Source organism: Pedobacter sp., from assembly GCF_041645105.1.
Lineage (GTDB): Bacteria > Bacteroidota > Bacteroidia > Sphingobacteriales > Sphingobacteriaceae > Pedobacter.
This window is the reverse complement of the sequence record NZ_JBAZQQ010000003.1, coordinates 130,421-147,715: the sequence shown is the minus strand read 5'-3', so window position 1 is coordinate 147,715 and position 17,295 is coordinate 130,421. Positions and strand designations below refer to the sequence as shown.

Annotated in this window: 10 protein-coding genes and 1 tRNA gene; 5 read left to right on the top strand and 6 right to left on the bottom strand. The window is 36.7% G+C overall.

The features are described 5' to 3' along the window. Position 1: 1 nt before the first annotated feature. From WC623_RS10690 to WC623_RS10665, 6 genes are all read right to left on the bottom strand, one after another. Positions 2–442 (bottom strand): response regulator, encoded by a 441-nt coding sequence (locus WC623_RS10690; RefSeq protein WP_372850792.1) that lies wholly within the window; start codon positions 440–442, stop codon positions 2–4. Between the two features lie 20 nt (positions 443–462). Then, the gene (locus WC623_RS10685; RefSeq protein ID WP_372850790.1) at positions 463–1,539 is read right to left on the bottom strand and encodes an ATP-binding protein; all 1,077 of its coding nucleotides are present in this window, start codon (positions 1,537–1,539) and stop codon (positions 463–465) included. A 183-nt stretch (positions 1,540–1,722) separates the two neighbouring features. Continuing rightward, positions 1,723–2,970, bottom strand: coding sequence for a glutamate-5-semialdehyde dehydrogenase (locus WC623_RS10680; RefSeq protein WP_372850788.1), 1,248 nt, complete (start codon positions 2,968–2,970; stop codon positions 1,723–1,725). 3 nt (positions 2,971–2,973) lie between these two features. After that, positions 2,974–4,008, bottom strand: coding sequence for a glutamate 5-kinase (proB, locus tag WC623_RS10675; protein ID WP_372850786.1), 1,035 nt, complete (start codon positions 4,006–4,008; stop codon positions 2,974–2,976). A 113-nt stretch (positions 4,009–4,121) separates the two neighbouring features. Next, on the bottom strand, positions 4,122–6,560 hold the full coding sequence (locus WC623_RS10670; RefSeq protein WP_372850784.1) for an AsmA family protein: 2,439 nt from the start codon (positions 6,558–6,560) through the stop codon (positions 4,122–4,124). A gap of 176 nt (positions 6,561–6,736) precedes the next feature. After that, on the bottom strand, positions 6,737–8,230 hold the full coding sequence (locus WC623_RS10665) for a malate:quinone oxidoreductase (RefSeq protein WP_372850782.1): 1,494 nt from the start codon (positions 8,228–8,230) through the stop codon (positions 6,737–6,739). A 417-nt stretch (positions 8,231–8,647) separates the two neighbouring features. Between WC623_RS10665 and WC623_RS10660 the strand changes: the two genes are divergently transcribed. The 5 genes from WC623_RS10660 (at position 8,648) to WC623_RS10640 (ending at position 17,292) form a co-directional block, all read left to right on the top strand. Next, positions 8,648–8,720: transfer RNA gene (locus tag WC623_RS10660), tRNA-Thr, on the top strand. Between the two features lie 77 nt (positions 8,721–8,797). Beyond that, positions 8,798–9,667 carry an urea transporter gene (locus tag WC623_RS10655; protein ID WP_372850780.1) on the top strand — a complete coding sequence of 290 codons (870 nt, stop codon included), beginning with the start codon at positions 8,798–8,800 and terminating at the stop codon, positions 9,665–9,667. A gap of 284 nt (positions 9,668–9,951) precedes the next feature. Then, positions 9,952–11,556 (top strand): S8 family serine peptidase, encoded by a 1,605-nt coding sequence (locus WC623_RS10650; protein ID WP_372850778.1) that lies wholly within the window; start codon positions 9,952–9,954, stop codon positions 11,554–11,556. 31 nt (positions 11,557–11,587) lie between these two features. Then, complete coding sequence (locus WC623_RS10645; RefSeq protein ID WP_372850776.1) at positions 11,588–13,894, top strand: DPP IV N-terminal domain-containing protein; 2,307 nt, start codon at positions 11,588–11,590, stop codon at positions 13,892–13,894. An 11-nt stretch (positions 13,895–13,905) separates the two neighbouring features. Further along, complete coding sequence (locus tag WC623_RS10640; RefSeq protein WP_372850774.1) at positions 13,906–17,292, top strand: SusC/RagA family TonB-linked outer membrane protein; 3,387 nt, start codon at positions 13,906–13,908, stop codon at positions 17,290–17,292. Positions 17,293–17,295: the final 3 nt, after the last annotated feature.

The following is a 17,295-nucleotide window of genomic DNA, read 5'->3' as shown; positions in this document are numbered from 1 at the left end:
GTCACTCATCATCTAATACTTCAAAATATTGATCTGCGATATTTGCGAAAGCCTCTTTATTTAGAGGCTTATGCAAATACGTAGCAATCTCCTCTACATTCGCAGCATGTTGCGCATCATCCGGATTCAGAGATGTAGTTAACATTACAACAATGATTCTTGCCTTATATTTTTCATCAAGCTTTTTATATTCGGCAATAAAATCCCATCCATTCATTCCCGGCATATTGATATCTAAAAATATAATTCCTGCCTTAGGTGCAGGTTCAATATCTTCGTACTTACCAGACTGAGTTAAATAATCCAATGCATCCTTCGCAGATGTAATTTCCTTTACATCTACCATTATCTTTGCATTTTCCACAATTCTACGATGAATGAAATTCGTAGAAATATCATCATCAACTAATAAAACACAATCAAGATCTTTATACTTCTTCATTGATATAACTGTTTTTTATACTAAACTCTAAGTGTAAACTTGAAAGTGCTTCCTTCATCAACCACAGATTCAACACTAATTTTTCCACCATGTAATTCCACTATTTTCTTACAATGCGAAAGACCAATTCCATAACCTTCATAAGCCGTCACATTATGTAAACGCTGGAACATTACAAAAATCTTTTCCTGATAGCGTTCTTCTATGCCAATACCATTGTCTTTAAATTCAAAATGCCAATAACTCTCACTATTAGTTACCGAAATTTCAATCCTTGGTACAACACCAGGCTTTTTAAATTTCAATGAATTGCTCAGCAAATTCTGAAAAAGCTGTCGCAATGCAGTTTCAAAACCATATACTATAGGTAGGTTTTGATAGTGGATTTCAGCTCCTGAAGCATTAATACTGCTAAACAAATCATTTTGCAGGCTATCCAGTAATGTATTGCAATTCACCAGTGTTTTAGACTGTTGTCCACCTAGCCTGGCATAATCAAGCAAGCCTTTAATGAGATTTCTCATCCGCTCGGTAGACCTGTCTATAAATTCAAGATATAATTTAGCATTATCGTCAAAAATATCTTTATACTCATCTTTAAACAGCTCTATGAAATTCTTTACAGTAAGCAAGGGCTCTTGTAAGTCATGAGAAGCTATATAGACAAATTGTTCAAGTTCTCTATTCTTAATCTCCAATTCCCGGGCATACTCTTCTGCTGTTTTTTCCAGATTTCTTTTCGCAGTAAGATCTCTTACAAATTTGGAAAAACCAACAACATTATTGTTGTCATCATATATAGCAGAAAGCGTAACAAAAGCCCAAAAAAGCTCTCCACCTTTTCTTAAACGCCACCCTTCGTGTTGAGACCGGCCTTTAAGCATAGCTTCTTGAATCAGTAATTCAGGCAGTTTATTCCGGCGCCCCTCTTCATTATAAAAGATACTAATATTATGGCCTATGATTTCCTGGGCCTTATATCCATTTATTTTTTCTGCCTCCTTATTCCAGTTCTCAATATTTCCTTGCTTGTCTAATAAGAAAATAGCATAGTCGTCTATTACCTCAAGCATTCTAAGTAAGCTATCTGATCTCAAGTACTTCTGTTTAATTAAATTTGATGGAATTCAAACAGAAGTAAATTCAAAATTCAAGCCAAAGAAAGGAAGCTTAAATCAATGTAAACAATGAGTTTCCATGTTTAAACATCAATTTATTGTGTGCTTTATTCCCCTATTTGGGAAAATAAAGCACACAATATTAAATTAAAAGAAATAGAATTAACGAATCTGCCCCTTACCTCTAACAACCCATTTTTCAGTCACCAGTTTTTCCAGTGCAAATGGACCGCGGGCATGAAGCTTCTGTGTAGAAATACCAATTTCAGCACCCAGACCAAATACTTGTCCATCGGTAAATCTGGTAGATGCATTCAGATAAACAACAGCAGCATCTATTTCGTTTAGAAATCTTTCGGCCTTACTTTCATGTTCTGTGATAATTGCTTCAGAATGTTTTGAAGAATAATTAAGGATATGAGCTATGGCCTCATCCACACCTTCCACAACTTTAACAGAACATTTTAAATCTAAAAACTCCCTTCCAAAATCTTCTGTTGAAGCTTGTTTTAACTGGGGATATTTTAAATCATTCAAAATTGGGTATGATGTTTCATCAGCAAATACTTCAACCTCGTATTTGCTTAACAGAGGACCTAATATTTTTAAAAAAGGTTCTACAACAGCTCTATCTACTACGAGAGTATCCAATGCATTGCACACCGATGGTCTGGAGACCTTGGCATTTACTACTATGGCAGCAGCTTCCTCGAGCTTTGCGGTAGCTTCTACATAAGTATGGCAAACCCCCGCTCCTGTTTCAATAACAGGAACCAAGGCATTTTTACGTACAAACTCTATCAATTGATTTGAACCACGTGGAATGATCACATCAATATATCCCTCTGCTTGTAATATGTCTAATATATATTTGCGGTCAGCCGGAAGTTGCTGTACCACGTTTTTATCCAATCCATGTGCTTCCAAAACTTGTTGAATTAAAGAAACCACATACAAGTTAGTATGATAAGCATCTTGTCCACCGCGCAATAAGCATACATTTCCTGATCTGATACACAATGCAGCAACATCAATAGTTACATTTGGCCTTGACTCATATATCACTCCTACCACTCCAAGTGGAACTGTTTTCTTTTGGATAAACAATCCATTAGCAAGTGTATTTTCAGAAAGAATGATATTAGTAGGATCCTTTAATGCCGCAACATCATTTAAACTTGCTGCAAGATCTGATATTCTTGCTTCATTTAACAACAGACGGTCCTTTTTGGGGTCTGTATCGGGCATTTTATTCAGGTCTTTTAAATTTTCTGAAATGATCTGTTCCGATTGGGCCTTAATAAGTACAGCCAGGCTATTGATCACTTCTTTTTTCCCCTCATCACTTAAGGAAGAAATAGAAGTTTGTGCCTTTTTTGCATTAATTAACTGTTGTTTAATATTATCCATTATTTAAAGTATTACAATATCACTTGCATTTGCAATTTCCAGGTTATGTTGTTTAGCATTTTTAAGAATTGCCTCCGATGATGTTTTAGCGCGGGCAACTGCTACTATGTGTTGTTGTTCATCAGTGATTTCGAAAATCTCACCATCACTAAATTGTTCTATTACTGACAAAACACCTACTGCAAGTAAGCTTTTACGTTTTCTTATGGCTTCACATGCACCTTCATCAACCACAATCCGACCAGTTACCAGACTTCCGCTAGCCAGCCATTTATTTCTCGCAGAAATATTAGATGCTTTGGGAATACATACCGTTCCGGTCTTTTCTTGAACAGCATTTAAGATACCATCTTCAGTTCGTACACCAAAGATAACTACTTTAATTCCCATAACCGATGCCAGATGGGCAAATGTTAATTTAGAAATCATACCGCCCAAACCAAGATCTGATTTATTTTTATCTGCCAATGAAAAGATATCATTATTGATGCTTTCAATTCTATCAATCACCTTTCCATCTCTGTCCAATACACCAGGAACAGAAGTCCCCAATAAAATCACCGATGCTCCAAAGCCTACACCCAGCAGGGTCGCCAGTTCGTCGTTATCAGAAAACTTAAGTTCCAAACTGCTCACAACATCATTTTCGTTTGCAATAGGTATCACATCATTTTTCCAAAGTTCTTCGTAAGTTTCTTTCAATTGCAAGAATTGCTTCCTGTTTGAAAAATGCTGACGTTCGCACAAACTTTGGGCTATTGATATCCCATAGGGATGAAAATGTTTAGAGTATGTATTTAATAGTAAAGGATTACCAATTGATGCAGCCGCCTTCCGCTCTGAGATTTTCCCTTTGTAATTCTTAATGTATTTTTTACCTGCACCTACAGCTCCTGAAGAAACAAGTATTAAGCGGTATTTTTTTGCAATTTCTGCTACCTGTCTGGCAACATCAGCAATAACCAGCTCATCAAGTTCTCCATTTCCAGTGGTTATTGAGGCAGTGCCTAATTTCAAAACAAGTATTGGCTTGTCCATTGTGGTTTCGTGATTCGGGTTGTTAAATCTGTATTGAAAGCCCGAAAATACTCAAAAATCCTCCTTTATAAAAGAAACAGAGGATAATTGATAGATTTTATAGAAAAAATATATTACTTGGTCTGATTTCTATTTTTGTTCAGCTTTATTTTAATCTTTCCATCTTCTCCATCAGTAGCCAGTAAATGTAGAACAATCCCTTTCATACGCCTCGATTTAAGTTCTTCTTTATCAGTTATTTCAGCATCCTTTTTGGGGTTCCTTAAAGGAACATCTACTGCAATATTGGTTCCAGTGGTCAGGGAGTAAACACCTGCAACATCCATATTCAATAAGCTTGAATTTATCTGCATAGGGTTAATGTTTATCTTTTGTCCACGTATATCAAACTTTCCATTTAGATTCTCGAAAGTAATATTGTTCAGGTCTCTGAAAGGAAAAGCAAACTTTCCAACGCTGATAATGGGTTCGAAATTCAAAAGCGCACCTCTTTTAAGGTTAAAGGTTAAGTTCCCATTTAAAGAATTCTTTACCAATGTTCCTTGATCTGTAATACCTCCCGATATATTGGTGTTGGAGAATAGAAAGCCTTTTAGGTTTTTGGAGGTCAGACTTGTCATACCGAAGTTATCGAAAGCATAAAAGAAATTCTTGATGTCAACATTATTTAGTACGGCATTGATATTAAATCTATTTAAAGTTCCGCGTTGAACAACTTTACCGTTTATCTTAAGAGAACCCCCAGAATGTTTAACACTTACATTTTTAATGGTAATTCCTGATTCGGACAACAATAAATCTGCAGTAGCATTGGTAGCAAGGAACTTATTATAATAAACCTTATCAACCTTTAAATTCATTTTCACATTACTCCTTTCAAACACCTGATTCAAATCTTCAGAAAATGTACTTTTACTATTGTTATGCTTTTTCCGTTTGGGTGCAGGCTTTCTACTTCCTAAAAAGCCAATAAACTCCGCAAGGTGTATCTGTGGACTACGGATTTTCCAGTTTAATAATATCTTTTCTGGTGCGGTATAATATAGATTCAAGAAGTTATGCACCTCTCCATCCATCATCACTATACTTTTCCCACTTTGAAGGTGTATGTTCTTTATAAAAAGATCGTTATTTGTAAAGTTCAACAAGATGGCAGTATTGGTAAAATTCAGTTTTCTCGGAATGTAGCTCACATCAGCATTTTTTAAATCAATATCTCCTGACACTAGCGGTTTGTTTAATTTAAAGTCTACAATATCTGCTTTATAAGCCAAATTTACTATTGCGCTTCCCTTCCCAAATTTCAATACATCTTCCCCAATTACATTATTTAACTTTGCTACCTCAAATTCCGATTTAAAGATACCTGTAGCAATAGGCTTATCTAAATTGTTAATTGAAGCAGTATCAATTGAAAATGGAATATCCTTATAACTGCCCTTAAAATGATACAACTTAATTGCCGAGTTTTCATCTGTAAAGCCTTTTCCGCTGATGAAATTATTTGTAAACACGCCATTAAAGTTGCAATTGCCGATCACCCCTCCTGGAGTGGTCAGCTGATTATCTTTAATGATTGCATCAACCTTAATTTCAGGATCTCCACCCGGCCCCATATCACCTTTTATTTTGCATTTAGCGTGAATAGGCTGAGTCAAATTAAACATATTCAGTTTTTCCGAAATATTAGGTGCAAGCAAAGCCGATGCATTACGCCATAGGATTTTGGGGGCATCAATATTAATCGTAAATTCAGTATTTTCCTTAGAGGTGTCAAACCTTGCTCCTATGATAAAAGGATCTCCCCCAATTTTCAGCTCATTCGGGGCGACATCTATTATACCGTTTTCTTCGTCGAAGCTTACTTTAAAAGGTCCTTCCAACAACTTATCCTTAATAAAGCTGCCTCTTCTTGTATTAAAGGCCATGCTTTTAGCTAAAGTTTTTAAATGAATATCAGCCTCCCAGCCACCAAGCAAACCATAATCAAACTTTCCCTTTAATTCGTCTACCACAAAATGAAAGAGTTTATGACCCTTTTGGTTATCTACAACAAAATTTACATTATTTAAGATAATTTTATTGATCCTTGCCGGAGCTGATCCTTCTTCAGTAGTTTTTTCCTTTTGTTCTTTTTTCTTAAAAAGAGAGGTATTACTATATCCATTTGTATCGGTATAGAGGTACACTGAAGCATTGTTAATGCCTATTTTCCCGATTTCAATATTGCCTCTTAAAAAGCCCAGCATATTCACATAAATATCTATATCACTTGCTTCAAGCAGGTTGTGCTTATGGTTATTCCATAAACTATCCTTAGCGATAACATTCTTTAAACTCAATGAAAATGCAGGAAAACCCTTCAGAAAAGCTGGATCCATACTGCCAATTATCATACTGCCGTTAAGATTCTTATTGAGTTCCTTGTTAATTTTAGCCAGAATACTTTTATTATTTGTGTTGACATAAACAGCGAGGCCTACATATAAAAGAAGAACCAATACAATAAGTACACCGAATATTTTAAGTGTTATTTTAGACCAACGAGGCATATAATTTATGTTAAAGTAAGCTTAGGAATTGAATTTCTAATTTGAACCCAGCTGGGTTGTTCAATTATTATACCAAATAGCTAAACAAGTACTTATGCATGAATTTATATGATCCTGAAAAACAAAAAAACGCCTTACAGACTAGCTATAAGGCGCCTCAATAAGGGATCTTAATATTATAAACCTAAAGCATGCGAACTTTGTGTCCTGATATTTTCAGTTAATTGCGGATTTCCATTTAGTGATTCACCATAAGAAGGGATCATCTGCTTTAATTTCTTCTGCCATTCATCAGTTTTAATTTTCTCTGAGAAACAACGCTCCATTAATGTAATCATGATAGATACAGCTGTAGAAGCACCAGGTGATGCACCTAATAAAGCTGCAATAGAACCATCAGCAGCAGTAACTACTTCAGTACCAAATTCAAGGATACCTCCATGTTTTTCATCCTTTTTGATTACCTGTACACGCTGACCAGCTGTTTCAAGTTCCCAATCCTGCATTTTTGCTCCAGGAAAATACTCTCTTAAAGCAACCATACGGTCTTCAGGCGATTGTCGAACCTGATCTATCAAATACTTAGTTAATGGTAAATTGTCTAGTCCTGCTGAGATCATTGGACGTATGTTATTTACTTTAATAGACAATGGTAAATCAAGTAATGAACCATGTTTTAGGAAACGAGTTGAAAAACCAGCATAAGGACCAAAAAGCAATGCTCTTTTTCCATCTATCATTCTTGTATCCAAATGTGGAACAGACATAGGTGGCGCACCTACAGATGCTTTTCCGTATACTTTGGCATTGTGTTGTTCAATAATCTCAGGGTTCACACATTTTAGCCACTGTCCACTAACCGGAAAACCACCAAAACCATTTCCTTCAGGTATACCAGCTTTTTCAAGTAAAGGTAAAGAACCTCCACCTGCTCCAATAAATACGAATTTGGCTTTTATAACTCTCTTCAGACCCGTCGTTTCATCTTTAACTTTTACTTCCCACAGTCCGTTTTTTTGCTTCAGCTTTTTAACATCATGGTGAAAGTGAAGTTCAACATCAGATTTAGTTTGCAATTTACTGAACATCATTCTGGTTAGTGCACCAAAGTTAACGTCTGTACCTAAATCCATTCTTGTTGCAGCAACTTTTTCGTCCGGATTACGGTCTTTCATCACTAAAGGCATCCACTCTGCAAGTTGCTTAGCATCCTCAGAATAAATCATTCCTTTAAATAAATCACTTTCCTGAAGTTTTGCATAACGCTTCTTCAAAAAGTCAACGTTATTCTCTCCCCAAACAAAACTCATATGAGGAATACTTCTGATAAAATTCTCCGGACTGTCAACCAATTTACTCTTCACAAGAAAAGACCAGAATTGTTTAGAGACCTCAAATGATTCAGCAATAGAAACTGCCTTTTTAGTATCTACTGATCCATCTTCAAGTTGGGGTGTATAATTTAGCTCACAAAAAGCCGAATGTCCTGTACCAGCGTTGTTCCAAGCATCTGAACTCTCTGCCGCTGCTACATCTAATCTTTCAAAAATATCTATAGTGATATCCGGTTGCAATTCCTTTAGCATCATACCTAAGGTAGCACTCATTATTCCTGCTCCAATTAGAACAACATCAACTGTTTTGTCCGGATTACTATTCTTACTAGCCATTTACTTGAAATTTTCCGCAAAAGTACAACACAAAATTATATTTTGCATGTATTCTTTAAATATTTTCTCTGTTTTTTAAAGTTTAATTGATATTAACTCCCTTATTTTAAAATAAGTACACGAAAGCATCAGGTTTTATTACATAAAAATGATTTTCCTTTAAATACAAACCTTTTAATAATGATAATTACTATAATACCCCTTCAATCATTTGGAAAGTTGAAGTTTTATAGTCAATAGCTGATTAATAATAGAATGCAATCATCTGAAACTAAAGATATTCAATGAATTAACCTATTATTTATAAAAGACAATAAAATAATAATAAAAAATATTTGCGAATAAATAATAAAGTTCTAATTTTGCGCCTCCTAACCGATACAAAACGTATCAAAATGGACATTTGAAATATTAAAAGCCTCCTTAGCTCAGCTGGTAGAGCAACTGACTTGTAATCAGTAGGTCATTGGTTCGATTCCGATAGGAGGCTCTTTAATCCCCCCATTTTACTTCCAATATCCGTTTTTATTTACCACATTCGATAATTATTCCTGTAAGTTTAATTCGATGATTGACCAAACCTATCTAAAAAATAATCTTATCACCACAATTTTAAAAGGACTTGGACAAATTATGCTCCAGGAAAACGCGCTTACAGGGTTTCTCTTTTTAATAGGTATTTTCTATGGTTCAGTATTTATGGGTATTGGTGCTATTCTATCAGTATTCTGCGGAACCATGACTGCAGTATTATTGAAGTATAATAAAACCGAAATACACCAGGGCCTATATGGTTTTAGCGCTGCATTAGTAGGTGTGGCGTTGCTATTTTATTTTGAACCCGCTTTAATAGTCTGGATCGCCGTAATTCTTGGTTCAGCTTTAGCTACGATCATACAACACTTCTTTATTATTAAAAATATCCCAGTGTATACACTTCCTTTTATTTTGGTAACCTGGTTATTCCTATATCTATTCCATCAAATCTATCCTGTTCCAGTTTCTCCTCTATTGACTGCAGATACTACCGAAGGTTACAATTTTGCGGCTGTTTTTAAAGGCTTCGGTCAGGTGATTTTTCAGGGAAGTTTATTCGCTGGCATTGCATTTCTAATCGGAGTATTCATCAACTCTCCTATTTCTGGCTTATACGCATTAGCTGCCTCTGCAATCGGTGCGTTACTTGCTTCAATTTGTGCTGTCCCTACTGAAACTATAGAAATGGGATTATTTGGTTACAACGCAGTTTTATGTGCTATTGTCTTTGCAGGCGACCAAAAAACAGACGGTTTATGGGTACTTATCGCTACCGCATTAGCTGAGGGAATAGCTTTATTGATGTCAGCAAATTTACTTATACAATTAACCTTTCCTTTTGTAGCAGCAACCTGGGTGACATTAGCAATTAAAAACTTCGCGATTAAAACATCAGTTTAAAACCCGCTTTGTTTCTGTTTCATACTTCAGCTTCCTGATAAAACTACATACTATTTCTACTCCCTGATAAAACAAAAATTACCTTCTATGAAAGCGCATAGGAAGATTTGCCCAGTTAGCGAAGCGGGCAAAGATTCCAGCTATTGAAGAGAACGGTTATTTTTGCCTCCCTTAGTGTAATAATGACAATAAGATGGTCAAACTCTTTTACCTATAAATTTATTATTTATAATTTTGAGCATTCTAACTGGTACCAATACCAACCAACTTATTATTCAAACTGAATGCACTTTAAGAACCTTAGCCGTTTCGCTATTTTTTGCGCCGCATATGCCTTTTCAACTGTTCAGGCACAACAAACAAATCAGAAAGAACAGAGCTTACCTGTTAACTGGTACAACCTCTCCAGCTATAATTCTGGATTTTATGGTGTGGAAACCGACAGAGCCTATAAACTTCTTGACAGCTTAAAAAAGAAAACACCGAAAAGAGTTATTGTAGCTGTAATTGATGCAGATCTGAATGTAAATCATGAAGACCTACAAGGACGGATCTGGAAGAATCCAAGACCCGGAGCAAAAGGTTATGCCAATGATGTTAACGGATGGAATTTCCTAGGAAATAAAAATGGACAGAATCTAATAAAAGTGGGTACAGAATCATTCCGCGAATATAAACGCTTAAAACCCCGTTACGATAAGGTCAAAGCAGATCAATTGAAAACCGATGCAGAAAAGAAAGAATACGCTTACTTCAAGGCCGCTCGAAATGATGCTAAGATCAATTCTTACATTAGTTTCGGGAATTATACCGCTTTGATCACCAATGCTTTCAGCATAACGGATTCAATAATAAAAATAACTAAGTTTGAGCAAGAGCCAAAAGTATCAGATATACTTAAACTAAAAATACAAGATTCTGTTCTAAATGAACAATATGGGGTTGTAGCAAGAAGCATGTACAAATACAGCGAAAATACTCCCTGGAAAGAAGTATATGCCGCGCAGCTAGCTGAAAATGAAACTGTGCAGCAAAGAATTAAAAGTCTGGACGCAAAAGCATCTCCTCGTGATCTTATTGGAGATGCAGATGACTTAAAAGATAAACACTATGGCAACGCAAACCTTTTAATACCCGACTCGTACCATGGTACATTTGTAGCAGGATTAGTCGCAGCAGTTAGAAATAATGGAATAGGTATAAATGGCGTTGCAGATTCAGTAGCTATAATGGGCATAAGAGCTGTTCCAGATGGTGACGAATACGACAAAGATATTGCTCTGGCCATTCGCTATGCTGTAGACAATGGTGCTAAATTGATCAACATGAGCTTTGGTAAATACTTTTCACCACATAGTAATTGGGTAAATGATGCTATCAATTATGCTGGGAAAAAAGGAGTATTGTTATTTCATGCAGCAGGAAATGAAGGTAAAAATATAGATAGTGTAGTGTTTTATCCATCAGCTTTAGTGAAAGATAATAAACGTGCAGATAACCTGATTCGTGTAGGAGCTTCTACCCCATCTGGCGATGTTGCGGCTATTAGTAATTACGGAGCTTCGAATGTAGATGTTTTTGCTCCAGGAGTAAAGATCCGTTCAACAGGCCTAGACAACGGCTATCAAACCGCTGATGGTACGAGCCTTGCTACCCCAATAACTACAGGTGTTGCAGCCTTGCTGTGGTCATATTACCCTCAGCTATCTGCAAAGCAAGTCAAATCTATTTTACTTACATCAGTTACCTCTAGAAAAGGACACTTTACTAATACACCGGGCAAGTCGAAAAAACTGGTTCCGTTCGAAAAACTATCCACCACTGGCGGCATTGTAAATGCATACCAGGCAGTTAAAATGGCAGAAGAACTTACTAAGTCAAAAAAATAAACAATCCACGCTGTGAAGCGTAGCTAAAATTATGAACAAATTAACCTTAATGCTGCTTGCATGTTTAATAACAGGCGGGCTCAATGCACAGACCAATCCACTAGACAGTGCGGAAAAATATTCAGGTGATCAACTCGGAAAATATCTAAAAGGGAGCTCAGTAAGTCCAAACTGGATCGGAAAAAGTAACCGGTTTTATTATAATACAACCGAAAACAATATCACTATTTGCTATTTGGTCGATGCAGCCAAGGGAACACGTAAGCCACTTTACGATACCAAAATGCTGGCTAATAAATTGAGTACGGAAACAGGCACAACAGTTCAACCTGGCAGTCTTTCATTTTACAGTTTAGAGATAGATCCTAACAGCACCGGTAGTTTTAAATTTCAGTTTAAAGGCAAAAACTATAAATATGATACTAAAACCGATCAATTAAAGGAAGTGCCAAAAGAGATAGCGAAAAATAGAAATACTTTTAAACCTAATACAGAATACTGGAAAAAAATGTCGCCAGATAGTGCTTGGTTTGTATATGGTTACCGCCACAATGCTTATCTGCAAAAACGTAACGACAGCACAGCTATACAACTTACTACAGATGCTGAGCCTTACTTCTCTTTTGTATCATCCAATGCCAGCAGTACAGACGATAAGAAAAGTAGCCCAATGCTTTACTGGTTCAAAAATTCAAAATCATTGTATGCCTTGCGCGAGGATAAAAGACGTGTGCAGGAAATGACCATTATAAACAGTCTTACAGAACCACGTCCGCAGATTAACACTTATAAATTCCCTATGCCGGGCGACAAAGAGGTGGTGCAGTATGATATGTTTTTCTTTGATACAGAAACAGGAAAGGCTGAAAGGCTTGATATCGCCAAATATCCAGATCAGAAGATCATTATGCAGTCTACCATTACCAACGGGCGAACTATGTTATTTGGTAAAAGCTCAAATGATCCTCAGCAAGAGGTATACTTTTTAAGAAGAAGTCGTACCAATGACCAGATGGATTTATGCCGTTTGGATGGCACAACTGGAAAAGTAACTGAATTAATTACAGAAACTACTAAGCCTCATTTTAACGATCAGCTTTTTAACTGTCGCATTTTAAATAATGGTAATGATATCCTTTGGTGGTCTGAAAGAACTGGTTATGGACAATATTACCTGTACGACAGAAATGGAAAACTTAAACACACGGTAACGAAAGGTAATTTTGTTAGCGGTGAAATTCTTTCCATTGATACTGCAGGAAGAGGTATGGTGTTTGAAGGATACGGACGAGAGAAGAACACAGATCCTTATTACCGGATGTTCTATAAGGTTAAGTTTGATGGTTCAGGCTTTACATTATTAACTCCTGGCAACGCTTACCATGATATTCAGCTATCAAAAAATGGAAAATACCTATTGGATACTTATTCCAGGATTGATCAGCCAGCTGTTACGGTATTGAGGGATATTAAAGGAAAAAAGGTGATGGAATTGGGTAAAGACGATGCTTCTGCCCTCTTTAAAACCGGATGGAAAGCTCCTGAATTTATTAAAATTAAAGCTGCAGATGGAATTACAGATTTGTATGGGGTAATGTATAAGCCATTTAATATGGATACCACTAAAAAGTATCCCATCATCAGTAATGTATATCCTGGTCCTCAGGAAGATTACATTCCTAAGAAATTCACCATTGATGATAACTACAATCAATCTCTGGCACAAATGGGTTTCATTGTGATCAATATGGCACACAGAGGAAGTAGTCCGTTACGTGGTCTGGCATTCCATACTTATGGTTATGGAAACCTTCGCGACTATGCATTAGCTGATGATAAGCATATCATTGAACAACTGGCAGCAAAACATAAATATATAGACCTGGATAAAGTAGGTATTTACGGTCACTCAGGCGGTGGTTTTATGTCTGCAACGGCTATGCTTACTTACCCTGAATTCTACAAAGTTGCGGTTGCTGCTTCTGGCAATTACGATACCAATATTTATACCCAATGGTGGGGTGAAACCTATCATGGTGTATGGGAGAAGAATGGCAAATTTGAAAGCAACATCCCTACTACTGCGGCACTTGCTGGAAACCTGAAAGGCAGATTATTTCTGATTACAGGAGATGTAGATAAAAATGTGCATCCGGCAAATACATTCAGATTGGCCGATGCGCTGATTAAAAAGAACAAACGATTTGACATGATGGTACTTCCGGGAAAAGATCACGGCCTGGGCGACAAGTATTATATCAACCTGATCAGGTATTACTTTATGGAAAACCTATTGGGTGTTAAAAGCAGTGACACAGATATCGTATTACACAAATAACCTATATAATTATGCACAAAAAGTCTACTTTCAAGAGTTTACCAGCTCTTGGCCTTAGCTTGCTTACGGCAGTGTTGCTTATTGCAGCCCCCGATTCAGCGGCACAGGCTCAGGATGCTAAAAGACCAGTGTCAACTAACGACTCAATTCCAGTCGTTACCGTATCTGGCGTAATCAAAGATGAGCAGGGTAATCCGCTACCTGGTGCTTCAGTGATGGCTAAAGCCATTCGCAAAGGTATTAGCACGGATAGCGAAGGCCGCTTTTCAACTATTGTACCTAAAGGTTCCGTCCTTCATATCAGCTATGTAGCAATGGTAACTAAGGAAATCATTGCAGATAAAACAAAATCTGTAAATGTGGTCCTTAAATCAACTGATGCTTCATTAAGTGAAGTAGTAGTTACGGGTTACAACCAAACTACCACCCGTCGGATTACAGGATCTGTTTCAATTGTTGATGGCGAGGAATTAAAAAACAAACCGCTACAAAACGTAGATAAATTACTACAAGGTAAAGTAGCCGGTTTAGCGGTTACATCAGTAAGTGGCCGCCCGGGACAATCGGCTAGTATCCGTATCCGTGGAACCAATACTATTACCGGTAATGCTGAACCATTATGGGTAGTTGATGGTGTACCATTACAAAAAGACATTCCAAGCATTTCGTCAAGCCAGATTAAGGCAGGTGATTTCAACACCATTTTCTCTGGTGGTATCGCAGGAATTAACCCAAATGATATTGCTTCAGTAACTGTATTAAAAGATGCTTCGGCAGCTGCAATTTATGGTTCAAGAGCTGCAGGTGGGGTAATTGTGGTAACTACAAAAAGAGGTGAAATTGGTAAGATGCAAGTTTCTTACTCGACCAACGCTTCTTTAACGATGGCACCTCAGCGTGATAATAACCTGATGAACTCAAGAGAGAAATTGGCTTGGGAACAGCAATTATGGGATCAGTTCTCTGCTCCTGGATTTGCTAGTAACGGCCACTTCCCTACTATTGGTTTGGTAGGTATGGTTCGTTCAGGTAAAGATCAATATGCAGGTTTATCTAAAGCAGAACAAGATGCTGTAATTGCTAAAGCGGGAGAATCATCAACAGATTGGTTTAATGAATTGTTTAGAAACTCCTTTTCTCAAAGTCATTACCTTTCATTCTCAGGTGGTACAGATAAAAGTACATATTACCTGTCTACAGGTTACAGCAATAATAACGGTTTGGTTCAAAAAACAAGTGCAGATCGCTATAATGTGAATGCTAAAATGAACTTTACACCGAGCAGCAAGTTATCATTCGGTTTTATTACGGATCTTTCTTATCAAACTTCTAAAGGCCCATCTACAAGTCAGAATTTGTTCGAATATGCATACTATGCAAACCCTTATGAAATGCCTTTCAATGCTGATGGTAGTTACAGAGGCGATGAGACATATTTTAACTTAAAACACCTAAATGGTAGTGGGTTCGATATCAATACTCCGCCAAATGGTATCAATGTTTTCCGTGAAATCAATGAAACCTCAAGTCTTGCTAAAAATTTTTCTGGTACTGTAACTGGAGATGTTAGTTACAAATTCAACAACAACTTTAAGTTCATAGGTATAGGATCTTATTCTTACACAGATAATCAAAATGATAATATCAATGGTCGATACAGTTTTGCTGCCTGGAAAGATCGTTTATACTTCGATCAAAATAGTTCCTCAAAAAGAACTTATGGATCTATTGCACAAAATACAAGTAATAATAATAGTTATTTATTACGTGGACAATTCCAATATGATGGTGTCTTAGGCGATAAACATAACCTTAGTGCACTTGCTGGTAGTGAGATCAGAAGACAACAAATGAAGAGCATCTTCACTAAGCGTTATGGTTATGACGAGATAACTGGGAATTCATCTATGCCTGTACCTCCAAAACCATCTAACAGTGACAAAGTTGATTATAATGAGCTGATCTCTTATGCGAATATGGTTGATGGATTATCAGGACAAAGCCTCTCTGAGGAAGCTTTTGCATCTTTCTACGCTTCGGTTGATTATGCTTATAATAAAAAATACATCGCTAGTATTACTGCACGTACTGATGGTTCCAATAATTTTGGTATCGATCAACAATTTAATCCTGCCTGGTCTTTCGGCTTATCATGGAACGCAGATCAGGAATCATTTTTCAAATATCTAGAGCCTGTTTTTAGTTCGCTATCATTCAGATTATCTACTGGTTATACTGGAAACGTAAACAAAAGTGTATATCCTCAATTGGTAATGGACTACGATGCTAGTTTCCGTAAGAGTTATAACGATTTTTACCGTATGGGAAGAATTGGTAATGCACCAAATCCTAACCTGCGCTGGGAAAAAACCCAGGACGTAAAGGCCGCAATGGACTTTGGTTTACTTAAAAACCGTATTCACGGTTTGGCAGAAGTTTATTATCGTAAAAGTACCGACTTAATTACTAAGCTAAGAGTGCCGAGTAGTACTGGATTTAGTGAACAGAGTTTTAACACTTCGGAAACTACGAATAAGGGAATCGAGTTTACCTTGAGTACCTTGAATATTAAATCTCCAAACTTCTCATGGAGTACATCTGTAAACGCTGCTTACAACGTAAACAGATTAACGAAATTCACTGCAACAACAGGCGCAGGTTCAATTAACAATGGACAAATTGTAGGTTATCCATTGAATTCTATATTCTCTGGTAAAGTAATTGGCATTGATCCAGAAACCGGAATATATAAATACCAATTACGTCCTGATGCTAAAATTACAGGTAACGAGGGTTTAAGAGACTATAACAATTACTTATTTTATATTGGACAAGGAACAGCCCCATTAACCGGTGGTTTCTCCACAACAGCCAGATATAAAGCATTCTCATTAAGTGTTGGCGGAAACTATGCGATTGGCGCTAAAGTCATTAATAAAATCAATACGCCATTAACATACAGTTCTCTTGAAAACATGGGCTCTCTTCAGGAAAGTCTACCAAACACTCAAAATGATCTTTATATTAATCATGTTAATATACCAAAAGCATGGGCAAATAGATGGACACCTGATAATCCCATTGTAAATGGATTACCAAGGTTAATAGATGCTTATAATGCGCCATTATTGTTGAGCATAAATAATCCAATATCAACAACTATTACTAATGCCAGTTTAATGGAGAATGTATCTTACTTACGTATTGGATCATTAACTGGTGCATATTCATTGCCAACAGATGTCGTTAAACGTTTAAAACTTCAATCTTTAGGTTTCTCATTCTCTGTCACCAATTTATTCACCGTTACCAATTATTCAGGTATCGATCCAGAAACGCCGGGTGCAGTTTACCCACTTACCAGATCTGTATCCTTAGGTATCAATGTTGGTCTATAATTT

What these genes read in the sequence shown, in the direction of transcription:
- WC623_RS10690 (WP_372850792.1), bottom strand. Translation starts at nt 442, where the DNA reads ATGAAGAAGTATAAAGATCTTGATTGTGTTTTATTAGTTGATGATGAT.
- WC623_RS10680 (WP_372850788.1), bottom strand. Translation starts at nt 2,970, where the DNA reads ATGGATAATATTAAACAACAGTTAATTAATGCAAAAAAGGCACAAACT.
- proB (WP_372850786.1), bottom strand. Translation starts at nt 4,008, where the DNA reads ATGGACAAGCCAATACTTGTTTTGAAATTAGGCACTGCCTCAATAACC.
- WC623_RS10670 (WP_372850784.1), bottom strand. Translation starts at nt 6,560, where the DNA reads ATGCCTCGTTGGTCTAAAATAACACTTAAAATATTCGGTGTACTTATT.
- WC623_RS10665 (WP_372850782.1), bottom strand. Translation starts at nt 8,230, where the DNA reads ATGGCTAGTAAGAATAGTAATCCGGACAAAACAGTTGATGTTGTTCTA.
- WC623_RS10655 (WP_372850780.1), top strand. Translation starts at nt 8,798, where the DNA reads ATGATTGACCAAACCTATCTAAAAAATAATCTTATCACCACAATTTTA.
- WC623_RS10650 (WP_372850778.1), top strand. Translation starts at nt 9,952, where the DNA reads ATGCACTTTAAGAACCTTAGCCGTTTCGCTATTTTTTGCGCCGCATAT.
- WC623_RS10645 (WP_372850776.1), top strand. Translation starts at nt 11,588, where the DNA reads ATGAACAAATTAACCTTAATGCTGCTTGCATGTTTAATAACAGGCGGG.
- WC623_RS10640 (WP_372850774.1), top strand. Translation starts at nt 13,906, where the DNA reads ATGCACAAAAAGTCTACTTTCAAGAGTTTACCAGCTCTTGGCCTTAGC.